Source organism: Streptosporangium amethystogenes subsp. fukuiense (assembly GCF_042665875.1).
GTDB classification, from domain to species: domain Bacteria; phylum Actinomycetota; class Actinomycetes; order Streptosporangiales; family Streptosporangiaceae; genus Streptosporangium; species Streptosporangium fukuiense.
This window is the reverse complement of sequence record NZ_JBHTEE010000001.1, coordinates 9633711-9653558: the sequence shown is the minus strand read 5'-3', so window position 1 is coordinate 9653558 and position 19848 is coordinate 9633711. Positions and strand designations below refer to the sequence as shown.

At 70.6% G+C, this 19848-nt stretch carries 20 protein-coding genes; 9 read left to right on the top strand and 11 right to left on the bottom strand.

The annotated features are described in order from the left end of the window. Positions 1-64: 64 nt before the first annotated feature. From ACFQVD_RS42805 to ACFQVD_RS42795, 3 genes are all read left to right on the top strand, one after another. The gene (locus tag ACFQVD_RS42805) at positions 65-574 is read left to right on the top strand and encodes a cellulose binding domain-containing protein (protein WP_343966928.1); all 510 of its coding nucleotides are present in this window, start codon (positions 65-67) and stop codon (positions 572-574) included. Positions 575-863: 289 nt separating this feature from the next. Then, positions 864-3236 carry a Tex family protein gene (locus ACFQVD_RS42800; protein ID WP_364148922.1) on the top strand — a complete coding sequence of 791 codons (2373 nt, stop codon included), beginning with the start codon at positions 864-866 and terminating at the stop codon, positions 3234-3236. Positions 3237-3838: 602 nt separating this feature from the next. After that, a complete protein-coding gene (locus ACFQVD_RS42795) occupies positions 3839-5182 on the top strand; it encodes a ricin-type beta-trefoil lectin domain protein (protein WP_343969883.1) in 1344 nt (447 codons plus the stop codon). A 70-nt stretch (positions 5183-5252) separates the two neighbouring features. Here the strand turns inward: ACFQVD_RS42795 and ACFQVD_RS42790 are convergent, their stop codons facing one another. The 3 genes from ACFQVD_RS42790 to ACFQVD_RS42780 form a co-directional block, all read right to left on the bottom strand. Beyond that, positions 5253-6695, bottom strand: a complete 1443-nt coding sequence (locus ACFQVD_RS42790; RefSeq protein ID WP_343969880.1) for a WGR domain-containing protein — start codon at positions 6693-6695, stop codon at positions 5253-5255. Positions 6696-6864: 169 nt separating this feature from the next. Further along, a complete protein-coding gene (locus ACFQVD_RS42785; RefSeq protein ID WP_343969877.1) occupies positions 6865-7491 on the bottom strand; it encodes a DUF998 domain-containing protein in 627 nt (208 codons plus the stop codon). 259 nt (positions 7492-7750) lie between these two features. Further along, on the bottom strand, positions 7751-8425 hold the full coding sequence (locus tag ACFQVD_RS42780; protein WP_343969874.1) for a hypothetical protein: 675 nt from the start codon (positions 8423-8425) through the stop codon (positions 7751-7753). Between the two features lie 136 nt (positions 8426-8561). On the opposite strand from ACFQVD_RS42780, the gene ACFQVD_RS42775 reads away from it, so the two are divergent. Further along, on the top strand, positions 8562-9725 hold the full coding sequence (locus tag ACFQVD_RS42775) for a sensor histidine kinase (protein WP_343969871.1): 1164 nt from the start codon (positions 8562-8564) through the stop codon (positions 9723-9725). Positions 9726-9750: 25 nt separating this feature from the next. Beyond that, on the top strand, positions 9751-10401 hold the full coding sequence (locus ACFQVD_RS42770; protein WP_343969867.1) for a response regulator transcription factor: 651 nt from the start codon (positions 9751-9753) through the stop codon (positions 10399-10401). Here the strand turns inward: ACFQVD_RS42770 and ACFQVD_RS42765 are convergent. The 7 genes from ACFQVD_RS42765 to ACFQVD_RS42735 all read right to left on the bottom strand — a co-directional run bounded on the left by ACFQVD_RS42765 (position 10395) and on the right by ACFQVD_RS42735 (position 16344). After that, entirely contained in the window at positions 10395-10838 is a 444-nt protein-coding gene (locus ACFQVD_RS42765; RefSeq protein WP_343969864.1) for a protocatechuate 3,4-dioxygenase subunit alpha, read from the bottom strand. The genes ACFQVD_RS42770 and ACFQVD_RS42765 overlap by 7 nt on opposite strands. Next, positions 10838-11518: a protocatechuate 3,4-dioxygenase subunit beta gene (gene pcaH / locus ACFQVD_RS42760; RefSeq protein WP_343969861.1), complete on the bottom strand. Its 681-nt coding sequence runs from the start codon at positions 11516-11518 to the stop codon at positions 10838-10840. The genes ACFQVD_RS42765 and pcaH overlap by 1 nt, the downstream gene beginning before the upstream one ends. Continuing rightward, entirely contained in the window at positions 11515-12690 is a 1176-nt protein-coding gene (locus ACFQVD_RS42755; protein WP_343969858.1) for a 4-hydroxybenzoate 3-monooxygenase, read from the bottom strand. Before ACFQVD_RS42755 ends, pcaH begins: the two co-directional genes overlap by 4 nt. A 62-nt stretch (positions 12691-12752) precedes the next feature. Next, positions 12753-13499, bottom strand: a complete 747-nt coding sequence (locus tag ACFQVD_RS42750; RefSeq protein ID WP_343969855.1) for an IclR family transcriptional regulator — start codon at positions 13497-13499, stop codon at positions 12753-12755. A 24-nt stretch (positions 13500-13523) separates the two neighbouring features. Beyond that, on the bottom strand, positions 13524-13967 hold the full coding sequence (locus tag ACFQVD_RS42745) for an SRPBCC family protein (protein WP_343969852.1): 444 nt from the start codon (positions 13965-13967) through the stop codon (positions 13524-13526). 23 nt (positions 13968-13990) lie between these two features. Beyond that, positions 13991-14896: a phosphotransferase enzyme family protein gene (locus ACFQVD_RS42740; RefSeq protein ID WP_063766221.1), complete on the bottom strand. Its 906-nt coding sequence runs from the start codon at positions 14894-14896 to the stop codon at positions 13991-13993. Then, on the bottom strand, positions 14896-16344 hold the full coding sequence (locus ACFQVD_RS42735; RefSeq protein ID WP_343969848.1) for a helix-turn-helix domain-containing protein: 1449 nt from the start codon (positions 16342-16344) through the stop codon (positions 14896-14898). The genes ACFQVD_RS42740 and ACFQVD_RS42735 overlap by 1 nt, the downstream gene beginning before the upstream one ends. 232 nt (positions 16345-16576) lie before the next feature. Here ACFQVD_RS42735 and ACFQVD_RS42730 point away from each other — a divergent pair, with 232 nt between their 5' ends. From ACFQVD_RS42730 to ACFQVD_RS42720, 3 genes are all read left to right on the top strand, one after another. Further along, positions 16577-16861, top strand: a complete 285-nt coding sequence (locus tag ACFQVD_RS42730; protein ID WP_030912059.1) for a hypothetical protein — start codon at positions 16577-16579, stop codon at positions 16859-16861. A 267-nt stretch (positions 16862-17128) separates the two neighbouring features. Then, positions 17129-17857, top strand: coding sequence for a glycosyltransferase family 2 protein (locus ACFQVD_RS42725; protein WP_343969844.1), 729 nt, complete (start codon positions 17129-17131; stop codon positions 17855-17857). 36 nt (positions 17858-17893) lie between these two features. Then, entirely contained in the window at positions 17894-18136 is a 243-nt protein-coding gene (locus ACFQVD_RS42720; protein ID WP_343969841.1) for a hypothetical protein, read from the top strand. On the opposite strand, the gene ACFQVD_RS42715 is transcribed toward ACFQVD_RS42720, so the two are convergent. Next, entirely contained in the window at positions 18114-18698 is a 585-nt protein-coding gene (locus ACFQVD_RS42715) for an HD domain-containing protein (RefSeq protein WP_343969838.1), read from the bottom strand. The two genes, ACFQVD_RS42720 and ACFQVD_RS42715, sit on opposite strands and share 23 nt — an antisense overlap. A 244-nt stretch (positions 18699-18942) precedes the next feature. Between ACFQVD_RS42715 and ACFQVD_RS42710 the strand changes: the two genes are divergently transcribed. Next, a complete protein-coding gene (locus ACFQVD_RS42710) occupies positions 18943-19833 on the top strand; it encodes a nucleoside hydrolase (protein ID WP_343969835.1) in 891 nt (296 codons plus the stop codon). Positions 19834-19848: the final 15 nt, after the last annotated feature.

Genomic DNA, 19848 nt, shown 5'->3' with positions numbered 1-19848 from the left:
TGCGTTTCCCCGTCTCACCCCGCCATGTCCGTACCGGGCCCGTGTCCTCGCGGAAGGGATTCCCGTGCCGCCCACCACGAAGATCGCGCAACTGCTGGGTCTCGTCTCGCTCGGCGCGGCGGTGGCCCTGATCGCGGTGGCCTGCGCAGGCCGGACGCCGGAGGGCGGGCACACCGCGGCGCACCTCCCCTCCCCGATCCCCCGTCAGGCCACCTCGGCGCCACCGCCTTCCCCTGCCGTCCGGCCGGACACCCCGGCCGCGCTCCCGGCCGCGGCGAAGTGCCGGGCGACGGTCACCCTGGTGGAGTCGTGGCCCGGCGGCTACCGGGGCGCCGCGACGATCACCAACGACGGTGAGCAGCCACTGGGCGGCTGGTACATCCAGTGGATGCTGCCACAGGGCGCGACCCTCACCCAGGCGTGGAACGGCACCCACATGCAGAGCGGCCCCGTCGCGATGATCCACGCCTTGGGCGACAAACCGCCGCTGCGGCCGGGAGCGACCGCCACCGACATAGGCTTCGTGGGAGCCGCCGCGACACCCCCGACCTTCACCGAGATCACCTGCGGTTAGCGGCACCCCGGGCTGGGCGCCCGCGGCCGGTCGGCCGAGGCCGAACGCGTCCGCCGACGTCTCCGCCCGGGCCTCGAACCGCCGGCGATCAGCTCCCCGCGCGCCGGGCGGCGGCGCGCGGAGCACCGGCGGCGGAATCCACCTCAGAGGCACCGAGACCGCGGCGTCCCGGGCGTCCTTCCCCTTCGGCTCTTTTCCGGCTCTCGCGTGATTCCCGCCTCCGGCTCTCCGACCCGCCGGGGAGGTGAGGCGGTAGCTTGGGGACCGCCATCAAGAAGGAAGAGAGATCGTGACCACGTCTATTCATCAGCGGATCGCCGAAGAGCTGGGTGTGCGCGAGCGACAGGTGCGGGCGGCGGTGGACCTGCTCGACGGCGGCGCCACCGTGCCGTTCATCGCCCGCTACCGCAAGGAAGCCACCGAGATGCTCGACGACACGCAGCTGCGCACGCTGGAGGAGAGGCTGCGCTATCTGCGGGAGCTGGAGGAGCGGCGCACCGCGATCCTGGAGTCGATCGACGGCCAGGGCAAGCTCGACGACGCCCTGCGGGCACAGATCATGGCGGCCGACTCCAAGGCCCGCCTGGAGGACATCTACCTTCCCTACAAGCCCAAGCGGCGGACCAAGGCGCAGATCGCCAGGGAGGCGGGGCTCGAACCGCTCGCCGACGGCCTGCTGGCAGACCCGTCGGTCGACCCGCGGGCCGCGGCGGAGGCTTTCGTCGGCGAGGGGGTGGCCGACGCCGCCGCCGCGCTTGACGGTGCCCGCGCGATCCTGGTCGAACGGTTCGGCGAGGACGCCGACCTGGTCGGCGAGTTGCGCGAGCGGATGTGGACGAAGGGACGCCTGGTCGCGGCGGTCCGCGAGGGCAAGGAGGCGGAGGGCGCCAAGTTCTCCGACTACTTCGACTTCGCCGAGCCGTTCACCAAGCTGCCCTCGCACCGGATCCTGGCGATGTTCCGGGGGGAGAAGGAGGAGGTCCTCACCCTCACCCTGGAGCCGGAGCCCGAGCCCACCGGCACCTACGAGGGCCGCGTCGCGCACCGCTTCGGCATCGCCGACCAGGGAAGGCCCGCCGACGCGTGGCTGGCCGACACGGTCCGCTGGGCCTGGCGCACCCGCATCCTCGTCCACCTCGGCATCGACCTGCGGACGCGCATGTGGCAGGCCGCCGAGGAGGAGGCGGTCCGCGTGTTCGCCGCGAACCTGCGCGACCTGCTGCTCGCCGCGCCCGCGGGGAGCCGCGCGACCATGGGGCTGGACCCCGGGTTGCGCACCGGCGTGAAGGTCGCGGTGGTCGACGCGACCGGCAAGGTGCTGGCCACCGACACGATCTACCCCCACGAACCGCGCCGCCAGTGGGACCAGTCGCTGGCCACCCTCGCCGCGCTGGCGAAGAAGTACGACGTGGAGCTCGTCTCCATCGGCAACGGCACCGCCTCGCGCGAGACCGACAAGCTCGCGGGCGAGCTGGTGAAGCTGGTCCCCGGGCTGACCAAGGTCGTGGTGTCGGAGGCCGGGGCCTCGGTCTACTCCGCCTCGGCGTTCGCCGCGCAGGAACTGCCCGGCATGGACGTGTCGCTGCGCGGCGCCGTGTCGATCGCCCGGCGGCTCCAGGACCCGCTGGCCGAGCTGGTCAAGATCGACCCCAAGTCGATCGGCGTCGGCCAGTACCAGCACGACCTCGCCGAGACCAAGCTCTCCCGCTCCCTCGACGCCGTGGTGGAGGACTGCGTGAACGCGGTCGGCGTCGATGTCAACACCGCCTCGGCACCGCTGCTCACCCGGGTGTCGGGCATCGGCTCCGGACTCGCCGAGAACATCGTCCAGCACCGCGACGCCAACGGTCCGTTCCGGTCCCGCAAGGCGCTGAAGGACGTGGCCAGGCTCGGCCCGAAGGCCTTCGAACAGTGCGCGGGCTTCCTGCGCATCCGCGGCGGCGACGACCCGCTCGACACCTCCAGCGTGCACCCGGAGTCCTACCCGGTGGTGCGGCGCATCCTGCAGAGCACCGGCGGCGACATCACCACCCTGATCGGCAACGGTACGGTGCTGCGGGCCCTGCGCCCGGCGGAGTTCGTGGACGACACCTTCGGGCTGCCGACCGTCACCGACATCCTCTCCGAGCTGGAGAAGCCGGGCCGTGACCCGCGCCCTGCCTTCAAGACGGCGACCTTCAAGGAAGGCGTGGAGAAGCTCTCCGACCTCACCCCCGGCATGCTGCTGGAGGGCGTGGTCACCAACGTGGCGGCCTTCGGCGCCTTCGTCGACGTCGGCGTGCACCAGGACGGCCTGGTGCACGTGTCGGCGCTGTCGCACAACTTCGTCAAGGACCCGCGCGAGGTGGTCAAGCCCGGTGACATCGTCCGGGTGAAGGTGCTCGACGTCGACATCCCCCGCAAGCGCATCTCGCTCACCCTGCGCCTGGACGACGACGTCAAGCCGTCCGGCCCGCGAGGACCGCGCGACCAGCGCGACCAGCAGGGCGGTGGCGGTCAGCGCCAGGGCGACGGCGGCGGCCGGCGGGGTGGCGGGCAGGGCGGCGGGCAGGGACGCGGCGACCGGCAGGACCGCGGGGGCCGGCAGCGTAACGCGCCGAGTGGCGCGATGGCGGACGCCCTGCGCCGCGCCGGGCTCGACGGCTCCGGCGGTCGCCCCTGACCCCGGACCGGGACGGTCCGGACACCGGGTAGGAGACCCTCGTGCGGCGGCTTCCGGGAGGAGACCGCCGCACCGCACGCGGCCAGGACGAGGACGGGCCCGGCGGCCTCCGCGAACGAGGCCACCGGTGCCGCGCGATCCCCCGCGCGCCGTCAGCGCATCGCGGGCGTTCTGACGCATTCAGCTGACAGGGACGACTCCTGGAACGGTCCCCTCTCCGACCTCCCGCTTCCCGCCCCCACACAGATCAGGGCGCTTCGCACAGGGAGGCGAACCAGGCCGCACGACTTTTTTTACCTCTTGCATTGACTGGAGAACGAAGTCTGACCTAGGGTCCCGGGCAAGCGAGATCTTGCCTTGAAGGGACCCCCCATGACTCGCTCTCTCCAACGCGGGGCGTTGGCGGACGCGAGACGCGCCGGCCGCTCTCCGCCCGGGCAGGACCTCGCCTCCCCCTGCCGTATCCGTCGCGGCAGGCCTCCAGGACAGGCCGAGCGACGTGCCGTCACACGTCAGGCCCACCGGGCCGCGTACGGCCACTCGCGAAAGCACGCTCGTCACGTCCGGCCCTCGCACGCCCCCCAAGACGGAAGGAATCAGCGATGATCTCCACCAGCCCGCGTCCCCTACCGGAACCGCCCGGCGGCGCGCGACGCCCGCGAACCCCGCTCGCGCGAGTCGGCGGCCTCCTCGCGGCGATGCTCCTCACCTCCGCGGCCCTCGTCCCCTCCGCCGCGGACGCCCAGACCACCGCCGTCCGGAGCAGCACCGCCCAGAGCACCGCCCAGGTCGCCGCCCCCGGCCCCCTCGTCTGGTCCGACGAGTTCGACGCCGCCGCGGGCACCGGCCCCGACACCACCAAGTGGCGCCGCGACGTCGGTGGCGGCGGCTTCGGGAACAACGAGCGGCAGTACTACACCGCCGGCAACGAGAACATCGCCCACGACGGCGCCGGCAACCTGGTCATCACCGCACGCAAGGGCAACCCCGCCGGTTACTCCTGCTGGTACGGCTCCTGTGAGTACACCTCGGGGAAACTGACCACCGCCGCGACCTTCACCCGCGCCTACGGCCGCTTCGAGGCGCGGATGAAGCTGCCCCGGGGCAAGGGCATGTGGCCGGCGTTCTGGATGCTGGGTGACAACATCGGGTCGGTCGGCTGGCCCGCGAGCGGCGAGATCGACATCATGGAGAACGTCGGCAGCGTGCCGGGACAGGTGCTCGGCAGCCTGCACGGCCCCGGTTACTCGGGGGGCAGTCCGCTGAGCGGCAGCTACACCCTGCCGGGCGGTCAGGCCTTCGCCGACGCCTTCCACACCTTCGCCGTCGACTGGGAGCCCGGCTCGGTGACCTGGTACGTCGACGGCATCCAGTACTCCAGGAAGACTCCCGCCGACACCCGGGGCAACCCCTGGGTCTACGACCACCCGTTCTTCATGATCCTCAACCTGGCCGTCGGCGGCAACTGGCCCGGCTCGCCCGACGCCTCCACGGCCTTCCCCCAGCAGCTGACCATCGACTACGTCCGCGTCTACGCCCAGGGCGTCGGCAGCGGCGGCCGTACCGGGCAGATCACCGGCATCGCCGGCAAGTGCGTCGACGTCGCCGCCGCCGGCACCGCCAACGGCACCGCCGTCCAGCTCTACGACTGCAACGGCACCGGCGCCCAGCAGTGGACCATCGGCACCGACGGCACCATCCGCGCCCTCGGCAAGTGCATGGACGTCACCGCCGCCGGCACCGCCAACGGAACGCAGATCCAGCTCTACGACTGCAACGGCACCGGCGCCCAGCAGTGGGTCCACACCGCGGCCCACGACATCGTGAACCCCGCCGCCGGCAAGTGCCTGGACGCCACCGGCCAGTCCAGCGCCAACGGCACCCGCCTGCAGATCTGGGAGTGCAGCGGCAACCCCAACCAGAAGTGGACCGTCCCGGCGGCCTGACCACCCCGTCATGGGCCGGGAGTGCTCGGCCCATGACGGGCTCGGCCGTGGAGCCGATGTCGCCCCTCGGTCAGAGCAGGCGCCTGATGTCGCCGTAGGCCCGGTAGAAACCGCCCCGCTCGGAGAAGCGGACGCCCTCGACGAGGTAGCGGGCCCCGGCCTCGCGCACGCCCTTGGGGAACTGCACGTTCCGCCGCACGTCGTAGCCCTCGCTGACCACCCGCACCCGGAGCCGCTCGCCCTCGCGGAAGCACTCCACCACCACGCCCTCGCCGGTGTGCGAGACCGTGTCGAGCACCACGGTTTCCAACTCGGTGGTGGGCTCCACCACCGCCAGCCCGGCGGACGCCTTGACGTCGACGGACTCGGGGACGCTGCCCCCCTGGGCCGCCACGATCGCCTCCTCGCTCACGTCGATGCAGGCCAAAGTGCCGTCGGTGGTCACGATGTAGAGGCGGTCGTCGAGATACTGCATGGAGAAGGCGGAGCCGCAGCCGGTGGCCAGCTTCCACAGGCGCTCGCCGCCCTGGTCGAAGCAGTAGATCGAGGAGTGGTTGTCACCGGCGAAGACGTAGCGGCCTTCGGGGGCGGTGGCGCAGGAGAAGACCGTGGCGTCGCAGCGGTAGACCGCCTGGCTGACGCCGTCCGACTTGCGCAGCCGGTGCACGGCGCCGCGCGAGGTGCCGGCGTAGACCGAACCGGTCTCCTGCCAGCCGAACAGCACCGCGCCGTTGATGGGCGTCTCCCAGACCGGCACGCCGTCCGCGGCGTCATAGCGGGCCACCCCGTTGGAGTGTCCGTGGTAGACGGCCTCGTCGTCACAGCGGACCATCCAGGCCGAGTCGCCCTTGCCCTTGCGCGCCCACTGGAACTCGTCCTCGTGGTCGATCGTGGTGATCCGCCCAGCACGGTCGGAGACGCCCAGCACGCCGTCGTGGATGTCCAGCCAGTAGATGTCGACGTCCTCGGCGATCTCGTACGCGACCCTCGGGACCTTTCCACCGAGGTCGTAGACCTTGCCGTCGTCGGCACCCGCGTAGATCCAGAAGTCGTCGCCGACGATGCACTTGACCCCGTCGGGGAGCCGGAAGCGGCCGGTGACGGTGCCGCCGTGGGTGACGGTGTAGACGTCACCGCGCTGGTTGCCGACCCAGCAGCGCTCGGAGTCGACGAAGATGCCGAACGCCGCCGCACCGCTGGCGAAGCGCCAGAGCACCGGCGCCTGGGCCGCGGTGGAGCGGGCGCTCTCCACGCTGCGCCTGGTGACCGCGCGGCGCTGGCGCACTCCCTGCACGGCGGGGGCGTAACCCCTGCGGATCTTCTCGTTGATCTTCTTCGCGGCGGCCGCCTCGGCCTTCGCGACGCTGGCGAAGGCCGATGCCTTGGACTGGCCGGATTCGCCGATGCGGCCGTACCTGATCGTCACCTGGGTTCCGTCGAGCACCACCTCGTAGAACTTGTGCGAGCTCCCGCCGTCCTCGGACAGTTCCAGGTACGTGCTCCGCGCGGTCATGCTCCACCCTCTCCGTTGATCGTCGCTTCCGGAGCGTAGAGCAGCTGTACGACAAATAAGAAAAAGTCAGGAAAGTAGAGGAATGGTGGTCGATCAGCGGCCGGACCGTCCGTGTTCCGCGCTCCGGTCTCCCCTGACCGGAAGTACGTCACCCCGGATCGCGAGAGGGTCAGCCGCGAGCGGCCACCGGGAGTGGGCGGCGGGTACGGCCGCACCGGGCTCCGGCCATCAGGCCCAGCATGGCCAGCACCGCCACCTCGAAGCCCACCACCAGCCGCTGCGTCACCCCGGCGGGGATGTCCTCGCCCGCCAGGTCCACGCCTGCCATCCGCACCACGTACGGGAGGACCACCAGGACCAGCACGCCCAGGGAGGCCAGGCTGAGCAGCCGGATCGCGCGGGCGTACGGGCCGGCCGCGTGCCGCCTGGCCAGGAGCAGTCCGGCGACCGGCATCGTCAGGAAGGCCACGAACGCCGCGTACCTGTGGATGCCACCGGACATCGACAGCGGCACGCCCGGCTCGTCGGTGGGGAAGGCGCCGATCAGCAGCATGCACAGGCCCCAGATTCCGACCAGCAGGGCCGCCGCGCGGTCCTCGTCCCGCCGGGCCAGCACGGCCCCGATGACGGTCGCGGCGGCGGCGAAGAGCGTGAGCGACAGGGGCAGCAGCCAGCCGTCCGCCTCGAACGCGTACTCGCTGATCACCGTGTGCACCGGGTCGAGACCGGTGACCACATGCAGCCCGAGCATCGTGGCGGCCCCGGCGCCGATCGCCGCGTAACCGCCGAATACCATCGCAGATCCCGTGAACGCCTGACTTCCCATGCCTCAACGATGGCGACGATCAAGATTCCGGAATATCGGAGAGAGCCCCCTGACGTCCCTGAACGGCCCCGTAAGGATCTCGGGGCCAGGTAGTGCCGTCCTTCCGGGGGCGCTCCCCGCGACATCTCCCTGACCTGCGCGAAAACCCGCGGTGGTAGGGCGGCCCTCATCAGGGTCGCCCCCGGGACGAGGCCCGTCTCCCGCGGGCACGCCGCCCGTCGGGAGGCGGTCACGCACCGACCGGCGCGCGGTGCGGGTTCCACTCCTCGTCGCTCATCCGGATCATCGCCACGCCCACGGCACCGAAGACGACCAGCAGGAGAAGCGGCCCCGAGTAGCCGAGCAGCGGATTCCAGAGCCGGGCGCCGACCAGCCAGACCACCAGCCCGACGAACACGCCGGCCGGGAACCACCACCCGGCCCGCCCCGCGCGGGCGTACGCCACGGCCACCAGGACCAGGCCGAGGAAGGAGCCGGCCATACCCGGGATCTGCCAGGCGACGATCAGCGCGGGCTGGGCGGCGTCCTGCAGGATCTTCGTGGCCGTCTCCACCGGGAGCTGCTGGTAGAGCACGATGTCGAAGAAGTCGGAGATCATCAGCGCGGAGAAGTTGATCAGGCCGAGCACGGTGACCACCCCGGCCAGGTGGGCGAGGACGACACCCCTGCGCCGGACGAGGTGAACCATGCCGATCACGCCGGGCACCCAGAGCACCCAGGCGTAGTGCAGGAGCGTCGCGCTGACCCCGGTGGCCCCGGGGTTTTCGGCATAGCCGAGGGTGTCCTCGACTCCGAACTCCAGGGGATCGACGATCATGCCCAGCAGCAGGCAGAGGGGGGCGAGGATCAGGCTGACGCCCGCGGCCCCGCGACGGAACGCGTCAGGATCGGTAAGAGTGAACATGGCTCGGAAACTACGAACCGGGCCCCATCTCCGTCATCAAGGCCCGCCTTGACCCGCAATCCCCCCGAAGATGGATGTCAACCGCCCTTCCCGCCCCTTACCCTCACGTCATGCCGCACCCCCCTCCCCCCGCGTCATGAGCCGCCGTTTTCCGCCCACCGCCGTCGACTGGCTGATCGCGGCGGTCATGGCCGTGTTCGGGCTCGCCGAGGAGCTCAGCGAGCGCACGTCGGCCTTCGACCACGAGCAGTCCCCGTGGTGGCTGATCGCGGTGCTGGCCGCGGCGGCACTGGTGCTCGTACGGCGCCGTGCCCCGTTCACGGTCCTGACCGTCTACTCGCTGGCGAGCGCGGCGAGCTTCGCGTACTTCGGCGACCTCGCCGCCGCCTGGCAGTTCTACACCCAGCTCATCCTGCTGTTCACCCTGGTCAGCGAGGTTCCCCCGCGAGATCCCAGAACCGTGGGCGGGCTCGTGGTCACCGGGCTCTTCATCGGGTCGATGATGCTGGCCGTCGACCAGCACTTCGGCCCGGGGGACATGGCGGTGGCCGTGGTGATGGCCTCGATCGCCGGCGGCACGGGCCTCGCCGTGTGGCGGCACCGGCAGGTCGCGCTTCAGGCCCGAGAACACGGCGAGCTGCTCGCCCGCGAGGCCGTGGCCGAGGAGCGCACCCGGATCGCCCGCGAGCTGCACGACGTGGTCGCCCACAGTGTCAGCGTCATGGTCATGCAGGCCGGCGCGGCCAGGCTGATGCTCCGCCCCGACCAGCTGGTCGAGCGCGAGACGCTGACAGTGGTGGAGGAGGCCGGCCGCGAGGCGGTCGAGGAGCTCCGCCGCATGCTCGGCCTGCTGCGCACCGACTCCAGCGAGGACGGGCTGGCCCCGCAGCCCAGCCTGGCCCGGCTGGAGGACCTGGTGGAGCAGGTACGCGCCGCCGGGCTGGAGGTGGAGCTGACCGTGCGGGGCGAGGCCCGGCCGCTCCCGGCCGGGCTGGAGCTGTCGGCCTACCGGATCATTCAGGAGGCGCTGACCAACACGCTCAAGCACGCGGGCCCGGCGCGCGTCACGGTCACCGTCTCCCACCTGCCTCGTACGCTCAACCTGGAGGTCGTCGACGACGGCCCCAGAAACGGCCACGTCGGTCCCCAGGGTGCCGGGCACGGTCTGATCGGCATGCGGGAGCGGGTCGCGCTCTTCCACGGGCGGCTCGCCACCGGGCCGCTGCCGGCCGGCGGTTACAGCGTCAGCGCCTCGTTCCCGCTGGCGATGCGGGTCAGCGGGGAGAGACCCGCGGACTGAGCGGGAGACCATGAAGGAGAGCCGAATGACCATCACCGTCATGCTGGCCGACGACCAGGCCATGATCCGCCGTGGGCTACGGCTCGTCATCGGCACCCAGCCGGACATCCGGGTGATCGGCGAGGCCGCGGACGGGCGCGAGGCCGTGGAGACGGCCAGGCGCCTCGGGCCCGACCTGGTGCTGCTCGACATCTCGATGCCCCGGATGTCCGGCATCGCCGCGGCCCGCGAACTGCTGGCCGACCAGGCCCCGCCGAAGATCCTCATCCTGACGACGTACGACACCGACGAGAACCTCGACGGGGCCCTGCGCGCGGGGGTGAGCGGCTTCCTGCTCAAGACCTCGCCGCCCGAACAGCTGTTCACCGCGATCCGCACCGCGGCGCGGGGCCTGGGCGCGCTCGACCCCGCCATCACCACCCGGGTCATGGCGGGGTACGTGGGCACCTCCCCCCTCCCGCGGACCGTCACCCAGCGGGAGCGGGAGGTCCTCACCCTGATCGGCCGCGGCCTGAACAACTCGGAGATCGCCGCCACCCTGTTCGTCGCCGAGTCCACGGTCGGCACCCACATCAACCACCTGCTGGCCAAGCTCGCCCTGCGCGACCGCGCCGAGGCGGTCAGGTACGCCTACGAGCACGGCCTCGTCCGCCCCGGCGAGCACCGGGATCAGTAGGCGAAGAACACCGTCTCGCCGTCACCCTGAAGGCGGACGTCGAACCGGTAGGACCGCTCCCCCTCCGGCACCGCGACGAGCGTGCTCCGGCGCACCGGATCCACCTCGGCGGGGAACGGCGCCTCAGCGGTGAGGTAGACCCGGGTCCAGACCGGCTTGAGCAGGCCGCGCGCGAAGATCAGCAGAGGAATGTAGCCGTCGGGCCTGGCCGTGCGGAAGCGGTAGGAGCCGTCGGCCCCGGTCTCGCAGCGACCGAACAGCCCCGGCTGGCAGATCTCCAGCAGCGCGTCGGACACCGGTTCGCCCGCGCCGTCCAGCAGCCTGCCGCGCAGCTCGATCATGTCCGGATGGTCCTCCGGCACGACGAGGGGTCCCTCTTCGTACGGCAGGGCGAACGAGAAGAACGGGCCCACGGTCTGCGACGGGGTCTGCGACATCACTCCTCCTCAAAGGGGGTCGCACCCAGCACGACGTCCCAGCGGTAGCCGAGCGCCCACTCGGGCTCGGTGACATCCAGGTCGAAGGCGGAGACGAGCCGTTCGCGGTCCTTCGGCTCCGGGACCGACTGGAAGATCGGGTCGTAGGCGAACAGCGGGTCGCCGGGGAAGTACATCTGGGTGATCAGGCGCTGGGTGAAGGCGGTGCCGAACACCGAGAAGTGGATGTGCGCCGGACGCCAGGCGTTGGGGTGGTTACGCCAGGGATAGGACCCCGGCTTGATCGTGACGAACCGGTAGCGGCCCTCGGCGTCGGTCAGGCAGCGGCCGAATCCGGTGAAGTTGGGATCGAGCGGGGCAGGGTGCTGGTCCACCGGATGGGCGTACCTGCCGGTGGCGTTCGCCTGCCAGACCTCCAGCAGCGTGTTCGGCACCGCCCGGCCCCGGCTGTCGAGGACCCGGCCCGTGACGATGATGCGCTCGCCGATCGGCTCGCCCGCGTGCTGCCTGGTCAGGTCGTGGTCCAGCGGCCCGACCGGCCGGTGGCCGTAGACCGGGTCGAGCAGCTCCGCCGCCTCCGGATCGAGGGCGGGTCGCACCGGCGGGTACGAGGGAGCGCGAAGCAGGGTGCTGAGATAGCCAGGGGTGAGGTGGTGCGGGTGCGGATCTGTGAGGGTCACGGATGGGCTCCGAAATCGAAGGGCAGGCCGACGTAGTTCTCCGCGAGCGTGGTCGCGGCGGCCTCTGAGGAGGTGACGTAGTCGAGGTGTGCGGTCTGCAGGCGCCGCCCGTAGGGGTCGTCGGCGTCGAAGGTGTGCAGCAGCGTGGTCATCCACCAGGAGAAGTGCTGGGCACGCCAGACCCGTTTCAGGCAGTTGCCGGAGTAGGCGTCCAGCAGATCGCCGGAGCCCGTCGCGTAGAACTCGGTCAGGGCCTCGGTCAGCAGCCGGACGTCCGCGACCGCCAGGTTGAGTCCCTTGGCCCCGGTGGGCGGCACGATGTGGGCGGCGTCCCCGGCGAGGTAGAGGTTGCCGTGGCGCATGGGCTCGGCGACGAACGAGCGCATCGCCGACATGTCCCTGGAGATGATCGGCCCCTCGGCCAGCGTGAAACCGGGGACCGTCTCCAGGCGTGCCCGCAGCTCGGCCCAGATCCGCTCGTCCGGCCAGTCGTCGAGCGAGGCGTCCGGGGGGACCTGGAGGTAGAAGCGGCTGATCTCCTCAGAACGCATGCTGTGCAGCGCGAAGCCCCGCTCGGTGTGGGAGTAGATCAGCTCCTTGGCCGACGGAGGGATCCGCGCGAGGATGCCGAGCCAGGCGAAGGGATAGTCCCGTTGGAAGACCGTCAGGACGCCCTCGGGAATCGACCGCCGCGAGACGCCGTGGAAGCCGTCGCACCCGGCGATGACGTCACAGTCGAGGCGCTCACCCTGGAAGGTGAGGTAGGGGTCCCTCTCCAACGAGTGCAGGGCGACGTCCGGGACGTCGAAGAGAATCTTCCCTCCGTCGGCCAGTCTGCGGGCGACGAGGTCCTTGACGACCTCCTGCTGACCGTAGACGGTGATGGCCCGGCCGGGAACGAGCTCCTCGAAGGGGATGCGGTGCCCGGCCCCGCCGTACCGCAGCTCGATGCCGTGGTGCGGCAGCCCCTCGGCGCGCATCCGGTCGCCGACGCCCGCCTCGTTGAGCACGTCCACCGTGCCCTGCTCCAGCACCCCGGCCCGCACCCGTTGCTCGATGTAGTGCCTGCTCCGTGCCTCAAGGACCACCGAGTCGATGCCCCGCAGGTGGAGCAGATGGGAGAGGAGCAGCCCGGCGGGGCCCGCTCCGACGATCCCGACCTGAGTTCGCATGCGTCGAGCATTCCGCACCGTCCACCCCCGCACGCGTCACTCTTCCGCTCAGCGGAAATCTCTCAGCTCCGCAGGGCGGCGAGATCCCGGGAGAGGGCCCCGGCCGCGGTCAGCACGGCGGATGCCAGCCGGCGCTGATCGGCGTTGTGCCGCCAGGCCACCAGTGACAGCGCCGCCACCACCCGGCCGGTCGCCCCCCGTACCGGCACCGCGACCGAGCAGGTGCCCACCGACATCTCCTCCTGCGTACAGGCGATCCCGGTCCGGCGGATCTCCTCCAGCTCGGCACGGAGCCGCGTGGGGTCCACCACCGTGTTGGGCGCGTGCGGGGTGAGCTCCCCGGCGAGCACCCGCTCCACCGTCTCCGGGTCCGCGTAGGCCAGCAGGACCTTGCCGACCCCGGTCGCGTGCAGCGGCAGCCCTCCGGCCACCCGCGAGACGATCGGCACGGAGGTGGGCCCGCGCAGTCGCTCCAGGTACAGCGCCCGGTCGTCACGGAGCACCGCGAGCTGCACGTTGTCGCGGGTCGCGGCGTAGAGGTCCTCCATGTACGGCAGGGCGAGCTCGCGCAGCTCCCGAGGTTCCGCCGCCTGGGCGCCGATCTGCCACAGCAGCATTCCGACCCGGTATGAGCCGTCGGGGAGCCGCTCCACGAATCCACCCGCCACCAGCTCCGCGACCAGCCGGTGGCCGGTGGCGGGAGGCAGCTCGGCCCGGTGGCAGATCTCGGTGAGCGTCAGCCGCACGTCTCCCGGCAGGAACGCGCCGAGGATCGCCATCACCTTTCCGGTGACCGTGGGCGCTCTCACGCGTCCCGCTCCGGCCGCCGAGGCCTAGGGGGCGGAGCCCAGGCGGGTGGCCAGGATCCCGGCACGGGCGAGCTGCACCTCGCGGGCCTTCTTCGCGGCGTAGCCCAGCATCGGCCTGACCCAGGCGTGCACCACGAGGATGTCCTCAACCTCGGTGCCCCCGTTCTTCTCGCTGAGGGTGAACCGGTAGTCCAGGCGCACCCCGCCGGGACTGTCGACCTCGCCCTCGACGGTACGCGGCGTGTTCCGCAACGTCACCTTGATCATGTTGTCGTACTTGACGACGCCGAGGAACCTGAAGCGTTCCACCGAGGTGTAGCGGGTCTCGGTCTCCCCCTGCTCGATGTCCTTGACCGCGACCACCATGGGTGAGAGCCCTATGTAGCTCTGCGGCTGGCTCAGGTGGGCACGGAGCGCCTCCGGGGTGTTATGGACGTAAAAAGTATTGCGAAGCGTGACCTTTGGCATGCTCTGTCCCCGCTTGAAGATCTTTATTGGGAGACACTAGCGGGTTCCGCCATGTACCAGCGAGCATGTTGTTCACCTCGGGTGAGGGAATCGAGCCTGCGAGGCAACTCGCGCCGGGAGAAGGGATCCGCGGCGGCGTTGCGGATGTGGATCCCCACCGCGTAGATGTCCCTGACCTCCATGAGGGTGGAGTATCCCGGCCAGGAACGCAGATCGCTGCCGTACGCGTCGGCGAACGCGTCCACGTCGGCGGCGGTCAGCCCGAAGCGCCGCTGGCCGTGGTAGGTGTGGACCAGGTCCCACTCGCGAGGGCCGACCGCGACGCCGTCCCAGTCGCAGAGCACCACGTGGCCGTCCGTGCAGCGCAGCAGGTTGTCGATCCAGGCGTCACCGTGCAGCAGCACGGGCTCGTCCTCCACGCCGAGGTCCAGCCAGCGCTCCGTCAGCTCCGCGATGCGGTCGCGCAGCCAGGCCCGCTGGCCGGGAGTTAGCTCTTCGGAGCGGTCCACGGCGCGGCGCACCTCGCACAGCGGATCGACGAACCGCCGCAGAGCCATCGGCGGCACCGGCAGCAGGTGCAGGCTGCGCAGGATCTCACCCAGTTCCGTGGTGGTGGGGCGGCCGCTGGCCGGCACGTAGTGCCAGAACGTGACGACCCTGCCCTCGTGCACCACGGGCTGCTCGGAGATCTCATCGGCCGGGCGCACCGCGGGGAACCCCTGCTCGGCGAGCCAGCGGGCCACCGCGAGGACCAGCGGCAGCCGGGTCAGCGCGTTGGGCGCGGTGGCGATCCTGACCACGATCTCACTGCGCAGCTTGAAGACGGCGTTGCTGCGCACCCGCAGCAACTCCGCGTCCCGGTGATCGATGCCGAGATCCTCGCAGACCTCCCGCAGGACGGTGAAGGCCTCCTCGGCGAGCGACCCCATCAGCTGACCGGAGCCGCGCCGGCGACCAGGTCGTTCAGGCGGCGCACCGCCGCCACCCTGTGCCTGGTCTGCGGCACCTCCGACAGCAGCGCCCTCGCACGGTTGAGCACGATGGAGGTGCGGTGCTCCGGCGGGACCTGAAGCAGTGCCTTCTCCGCCAGATGGCAGGCGTCGTCGACCTTGCCGTCGCGGACCAGGTGCGCCGCCTGGTCGAGCAGGATCAGCACCGGGTCGATGGCGTACGGTTCCGAAGGGCTGGTGGGCCCCGGCTTCCAGTCGACATCCTCACCCAGCTCGATCAGGGTGCCGATCCGGTAGAACTGCAGCCGCCGCTCGGAGAAGCGGAAGGCCAGGTGGTCGTGGCCCTCGGGGGGCATCCTGGCGAAGATCCGCTCCGCCTCGGCCAGCGCGACCCTGGCCGCCTTGTGCTCGCCCATCCGGGCCAGTGCCCGCGCCTCGGCCGCCGCGCCGAGCGCCGCCGGGGAACTGGGCGCGCTCCCCGCGAGCATCCTGGCCTCGCGCGCCAGCCGCACGGTCTCGGCCAGGTCTCCGTAGTAGTACGGCAGCATCGCCTGCTGTGCCCGGACGAGGGCGCGCAGCCGCACGTCGCCCATGTCGTCGGAGGCGTTGCGCGCGGTGCCGTACCAGGCGTGGGCCTGACGGGTGTCGCCGAGCTTCATCAGCGCGTCGGCCGACAGCAGCGCCAGCATGACCGTGGCGTTGAGCAGGCGGCGCTGGGCCATCGCGGGCTGACGGGTCAGGGAGAGCGTCCTGACGTCCGACAGCTCCAGCATGAGCCGGTAGAGCATCGGCACCGGCGCGCTGCTGATGTACTCGCGCCGGTAGCGCAGCACCTGCTCGTCGAGCCGGTCGAGCTGTTCCTCGGAGACGGTGGAGATGGCGAGCGTACGGTCCAGGTCCTGACGGGTCCGCTCCACCTCGGCCAGTAGCCGGCCCGTCATCACGGACCGCGAGCCGAGCAGGGCCTGGTGGAACAGCGCCCGTCGCTCGATGTCGTCTTCGGACCGCTCCCGCTCCTCGGCCTGGTAGGGCGAGCGTCCCTCGCCGCCGGAGACGACCACGACCTTGGCGCCTCCGCCATCCTCGCAGTAGTCTCCGGCCAGGCCCAACCTGACGGCGTTCGCGCGGTACAGTCGGGCCAGCAGATCGATGGTCTGCGGGCGCGGTCTGGCCCGGTTGTTCTCCCAGGCGTTGAGCAGGTCGATGCTGGCCCGCGCCTCGCCCAGGTCCTGGCGCTCACAGAGCTCCTCCAGCTCCTGAACGGACTGCCTGGCCGACCATCCCCTGGCCAAACGGTGCGCCTTGAGCAGGCTCACCCCGCAGCAACCATGGATGGCCTGCGCGGTCTGCCAGTGGGTCCACTGCCTGGACGCCGCCTGCTCGCGCCAGCGTCGCGCACATGCGGGCGAGTGCTCACCTCGGGCCACGGCGTCCCTCTCCCGGTCGCTGTTTACGCAACATTAACAAGGGCGCACCACAGCGTAAACGCGTCCGTGCGCTGGATTCCTTTTATTCGCGGTTTCTCCACGGAACATCCATGACTTTCCGGTCTATTCCACTGATCCCGAGGGGGTTTGCGGAAGGACCGATTGCCTCAAGTGCCACGAAACCGCACTCTGCAAAGAGGCAAGTCACGAGTGTCCGCCAGGAGTGATCCGGATGATGGCAGAACGCGGCGAGGCCGTCGACCACCTGCGTCGGTTGGCAGCCCAGTTGGAGGCACACGCCTTCCAGGTACGCCTGAGGTCGGCAGCGGGGCTTTATCCAAGGCTCCATGTGATCAACCCGATGGCCCCCGCCAGGACCGAGGACGTGCTAGCCGCCCATGAGGACGACGGCGAGTGGTGGTTCTGGTTGTCCTGGGCCGGTCGCATCGGCCACGCGGAGGACGTCGCCACGGCCGCGGAGCGTGTGGCCAGTGTTCTTCATGTGATACGGAGATAGGTGATTCTTGGGGCTGACATGGGTAACACCCGATGATCCAGCCCAGAATGGAGCGGCATCGTGAAAAGGATCCTGGTCGTGCAACGCCCCCGTCCCCCCCGCAACCCGGTACCGCTCGACCTGCGCAGCCCCTCAGGTCGTACGCTCCCTTTCTGACCGTCGGCGAAGAGACCCTCCCCGCACACCCATGGGCGGGGTCTTCCATCCCAGACGGACTTGCAAGGGGCTTTCAAGCGTTCTGCAGGCGGTTCGGTAGACCTTATACGCATGAACAGCGCCCCTTTCGCCTTCAGTGTCAGTGTGGTCGTCCCCGCCATGAACGAGGCTGAGAACCTCCCCCACGTCTTCGCGACCCTGCCGTCCTGGATCGACGAGGTGATCCTGGTCGACGGCAACTCCATCGACGACACGGTGGCCGTGGCCAAGGCCCTCCGGCCCGGGCTGCGCGTCGTCAGGCAGACCGGCAAAGGCAAGGGCAACGCTCTCACCGAGGGTTTCGCCGCCGCGACCGGTGACATCATCGTCATGATCGACGCCGACGGATCGACCGACGGCAAGGAGATCCACGCCTTCGTGACCGCGCTGGTCGAGGGCGCCGACTTCGCCAAGGGCTCGCGCTGCGCCCCCGGCGGAGGATCCGACGACATCAGCCCGATCCGCTCGCTCGGCAACACGGTGCTGACCAAGATGACCAACCGGCTGTACGGCACCCGCTACACCGACCTGTGCTACGGCTACAACGCCTTCTGGGCCCGCCACCTCGACGTGCTCGACCTCGACTGCGACGGCTTCGAGATCGAGACCCTGATGAACATCCGCGCCGCCCAGGCCGGACTCGTCATCCGCGAGGTTCCCAGCCACGAGCGCAGCCGGATCCACGGCGCCAGCAACCTGCACGCCGTCCGCGATGGCCTTCGGGTGCTCCGCACCATCCTCCGCGAGCGCGAGGGCCGCGTCGGCGGCGTCCGGCTCCGCCGGGAGCAGGTCGCCGCCTGACCTCCTCGGCCGGCGAGATCGTCCGAAGACCCGCGGATGATCCCCCGCTACGGAGAGATCGACATCACCGAGCACCGTCGTCTCGAAGGCGGCACCTCCGGCTCCGGGCACTTCCTTCTCGCCGCCTCCGGCCGGGATGGCGAGGAGGAGTTCCCCCGGCCCGAGGGCCGGGGCAGCGGCCCGTACTCCGCCGGAACCTTCCTCAAGGCTGTGGACACGCCCAGCGCGCTCCCCGCCCGAGACCGTCCGGTGAGCGTCAGGTGTCTCGATCCCCGTTGAGCACGCGTGTCACCCACTCGAGCGACCCCGTGCCGAGTGCTTCGTCCGCGAGGCGTTTGGCGGACGGCGTCTTCAGCGCGGCGAGAGAGCTGTCGATCCACGGCTGCATGTTCTGATACCCCTGCTCGCGGTACTCGATCGCCTGGATCAGGCACTCCAGCTTGTCCGCGTCACGGGCGCAGACGGCTTCGAGGCTGGTCTTCTCCTCGTACTCCTCGACCGCGCCGCTCACCATCTCCGCCACGGGCCCGGGGAGACCGCGCACCTGGTCCGCGGTGACCTCCTCGTTCTGTGCCGCCTTCAGGTAGGGCTTGGCGAGGTAGGGGATGTCGGTGACCCGCGACTCCTGCGTGTCGTGGAACAGGCTCATGAAGGCCGCCCGCTCGGGGTTGCCGCCTTCCAACGCGGTGATCACGCTCGCGATGATCGCTGTCCGGAAGGAGTGGTCGGCGATGCTTTCCGGGTCCCGTACTCCCGCGACCAGCCAGCCCGTGCGCCGGTAGCGCTTGAGCAGCCCGATCTCATACAGCAGGCCGGCCAGCCTCGACGGTTCCTCGGCCATGGAAGCCCCTCTCCCCCTCGGTGGATCACACTTGGAGCTTGAACTCCTACCCGGTCTGAACCCCGGGGATTCTTCCCGTCGCACCGACTGAGCGGCGCGAGAGTTGACACTTCATGACATGCCGGACAATCGACCAGGGATCTGACCGAGCGGCATGATCGCGCTAAATGACTCGCGTCATCTCCTCGCGGGTTCATACGATCAGTGGACTTTTCACCACAACACAGGAAGGTCGCGAGACGCGATGCTGGATCTGTTGTTCGATCTGGAGACCCAGGATCCCGACGACGTGCTGACCCTGTGCCTGGTCGCGACCCATCCGGCGGTACGGCTGCGCGCCGTCACCGTCACCCCGGGATCACCGGCCCAGGTCGGGCTGGTCCGGCGTGTGCTCGGGCTGGTCGGCCGGGACGACGTCCCGGTGGGCGCCAGTGATCCCGGCACCGGCAAGGACCACGTGTCCGCCTTCCATCACCGCTGGCTCGGCACTCCCGTGCCGGCTCTGCCGGACGCCCCGCCCGATGCCCTGATCGCCCAGACCCTGGAGCACCACCCCCGGGCCACGCTTCTCACCGGCGGACCGCTTCACAACCTCCGGCGGTTCCTCGACGAGCAGGCGGGGGTGAGGCTGAGCCGGTGGGTGGCCCAGGGCGGGTTCGCCGGTGACAACGTCGTGCCGCCCGAGCACCGGCTGCCGAAGTTCGACGGCCGTACCGCGTGCCCGACGTTCAACTTCAACGGCGCCCCCGGGGCGGCCCGGCTCGCGCTGTCGTCCGGCGACCGGATCGCCCGGCGCGAACTGGTGTCCAAGAACGTCACCCACGGAGTTCGCTACGACCGGGAGTTCCACGAGCGGCTGCGGCCGTACCGGGACCGCACGGCCGGACTCGCCCTGGTGTTCTCGGGCATGGAGCACTACCTGCGCAAGAAGCCGGGGGGAAAGCTGCTGCACGACCCCACCGCGGCCTGCGTGGCCATCGACCACGCCATCGCCGGCTGGGCGGAGGTCGAGATGGTCCGGGAGGAGGGCGGCGCGTGGGGCGCGTGGCCGGCCGCCGGCAGCCAGACGTTCATCACGACCGCGCTCGATCACGATCGGCTCTTCGAGACCTTCGTCGGCGAGGGCACCGTTTGATCTCGCACGGTGGTC

What these genes read in the sequence shown, in the direction of transcription:
- ACFQVD_RS42795 (WP_343969883.1), top strand. Translation starts at nt 3,839, where the DNA reads ATGATCTCCACCAGCCCGCGTCCCCTACCGGAACCGCCCGGCGGCGCG.
- ACFQVD_RS42790 (WP_343969880.1), bottom strand. Translation starts at nt 6,695, where the DNA reads ATGACCGCGCGGAGCACGTACCTGGAACTGTCCGAGGACGGCGGGAGC.
- ACFQVD_RS42785 (WP_343969877.1), bottom strand. Translation starts at nt 7,491, where the DNA reads ATGGTATTCGGCGGTTACGCGGCGATCGGCGCCGGGGCCGCCACGATG.
- ACFQVD_RS42780 (WP_343969874.1), bottom strand. Translation starts at nt 8,425, where the DNA reads ATGTTCACTCTTACCGATCCTGACGCGTTCCGTCGCGGGGCCGCGGGC.
- ACFQVD_RS42775 (WP_343969871.1), top strand. Translation starts at nt 8,562, where the DNA reads ATGAGCCGCCGTTTTCCGCCCACCGCCGTCGACTGGCTGATCGCGGCG.
- ACFQVD_RS42770 (WP_343969867.1), top strand. Translation starts at nt 9,751, where the DNA reads ATGACCATCACCGTCATGCTGGCCGACGACCAGGCCATGATCCGCCGT.
- ACFQVD_RS42765 (WP_343969864.1), bottom strand. Translation starts at nt 10,838, where the DNA reads ATGTCGCAGACCCCGTCGCAGACCGTGGGCCCGTTCTTCTCGTTCGCC.
- ACFQVD_RS42755 (WP_343969858.1), bottom strand. Translation starts at nt 12,690, where the DNA reads ATGCGAACTCAGGTCGGGATCGTCGGAGCGGGCCCCGCCGGGCTGCTC.
- ACFQVD_RS42745 (WP_343969852.1), bottom strand. Translation starts at nt 13,967, where the DNA reads ATGCCAAAGGTCACGCTTCGCAATACTTTTTACGTCCATAACACCCCG.
- ACFQVD_RS42740 (WP_063766221.1), bottom strand. Translation starts at nt 14,896, where the DNA reads ATGGGGTCGCTCGCCGAGGAGGCCTTCACCGTCCTGCGGGAGGTCTGC.
- ACFQVD_RS42730 (WP_030912059.1), top strand. Translation starts at nt 16,577, where the DNA reads ATGATGGCAGAACGCGGCGAGGCCGTCGACCACCTGCGTCGGTTGGCA.
- ACFQVD_RS42725 (WP_343969844.1), top strand. Translation starts at nt 17,129, where the DNA reads ATGAACAGCGCCCCTTTCGCCTTCAGTGTCAGTGTGGTCGTCCCCGCC.
- ACFQVD_RS42720 (WP_343969841.1), top strand. Translation starts at nt 17,894, where the DNA reads ATGATCCCCCGCTACGGAGAGATCGACATCACCGAGCACCGTCGTCTC.
- ACFQVD_RS42715 (WP_343969838.1), bottom strand. Translation starts at nt 18,698, where the DNA reads ATGGCCGAGGAACCGTCGAGGCTGGCCGGCCTGCTGTATGAGATCGGG.
- ACFQVD_RS42710 (WP_343969835.1), top strand. Translation starts at nt 18,943, where the DNA reads ATGCTGGATCTGTTGTTCGATCTGGAGACCCAGGATCCCGACGACGTG.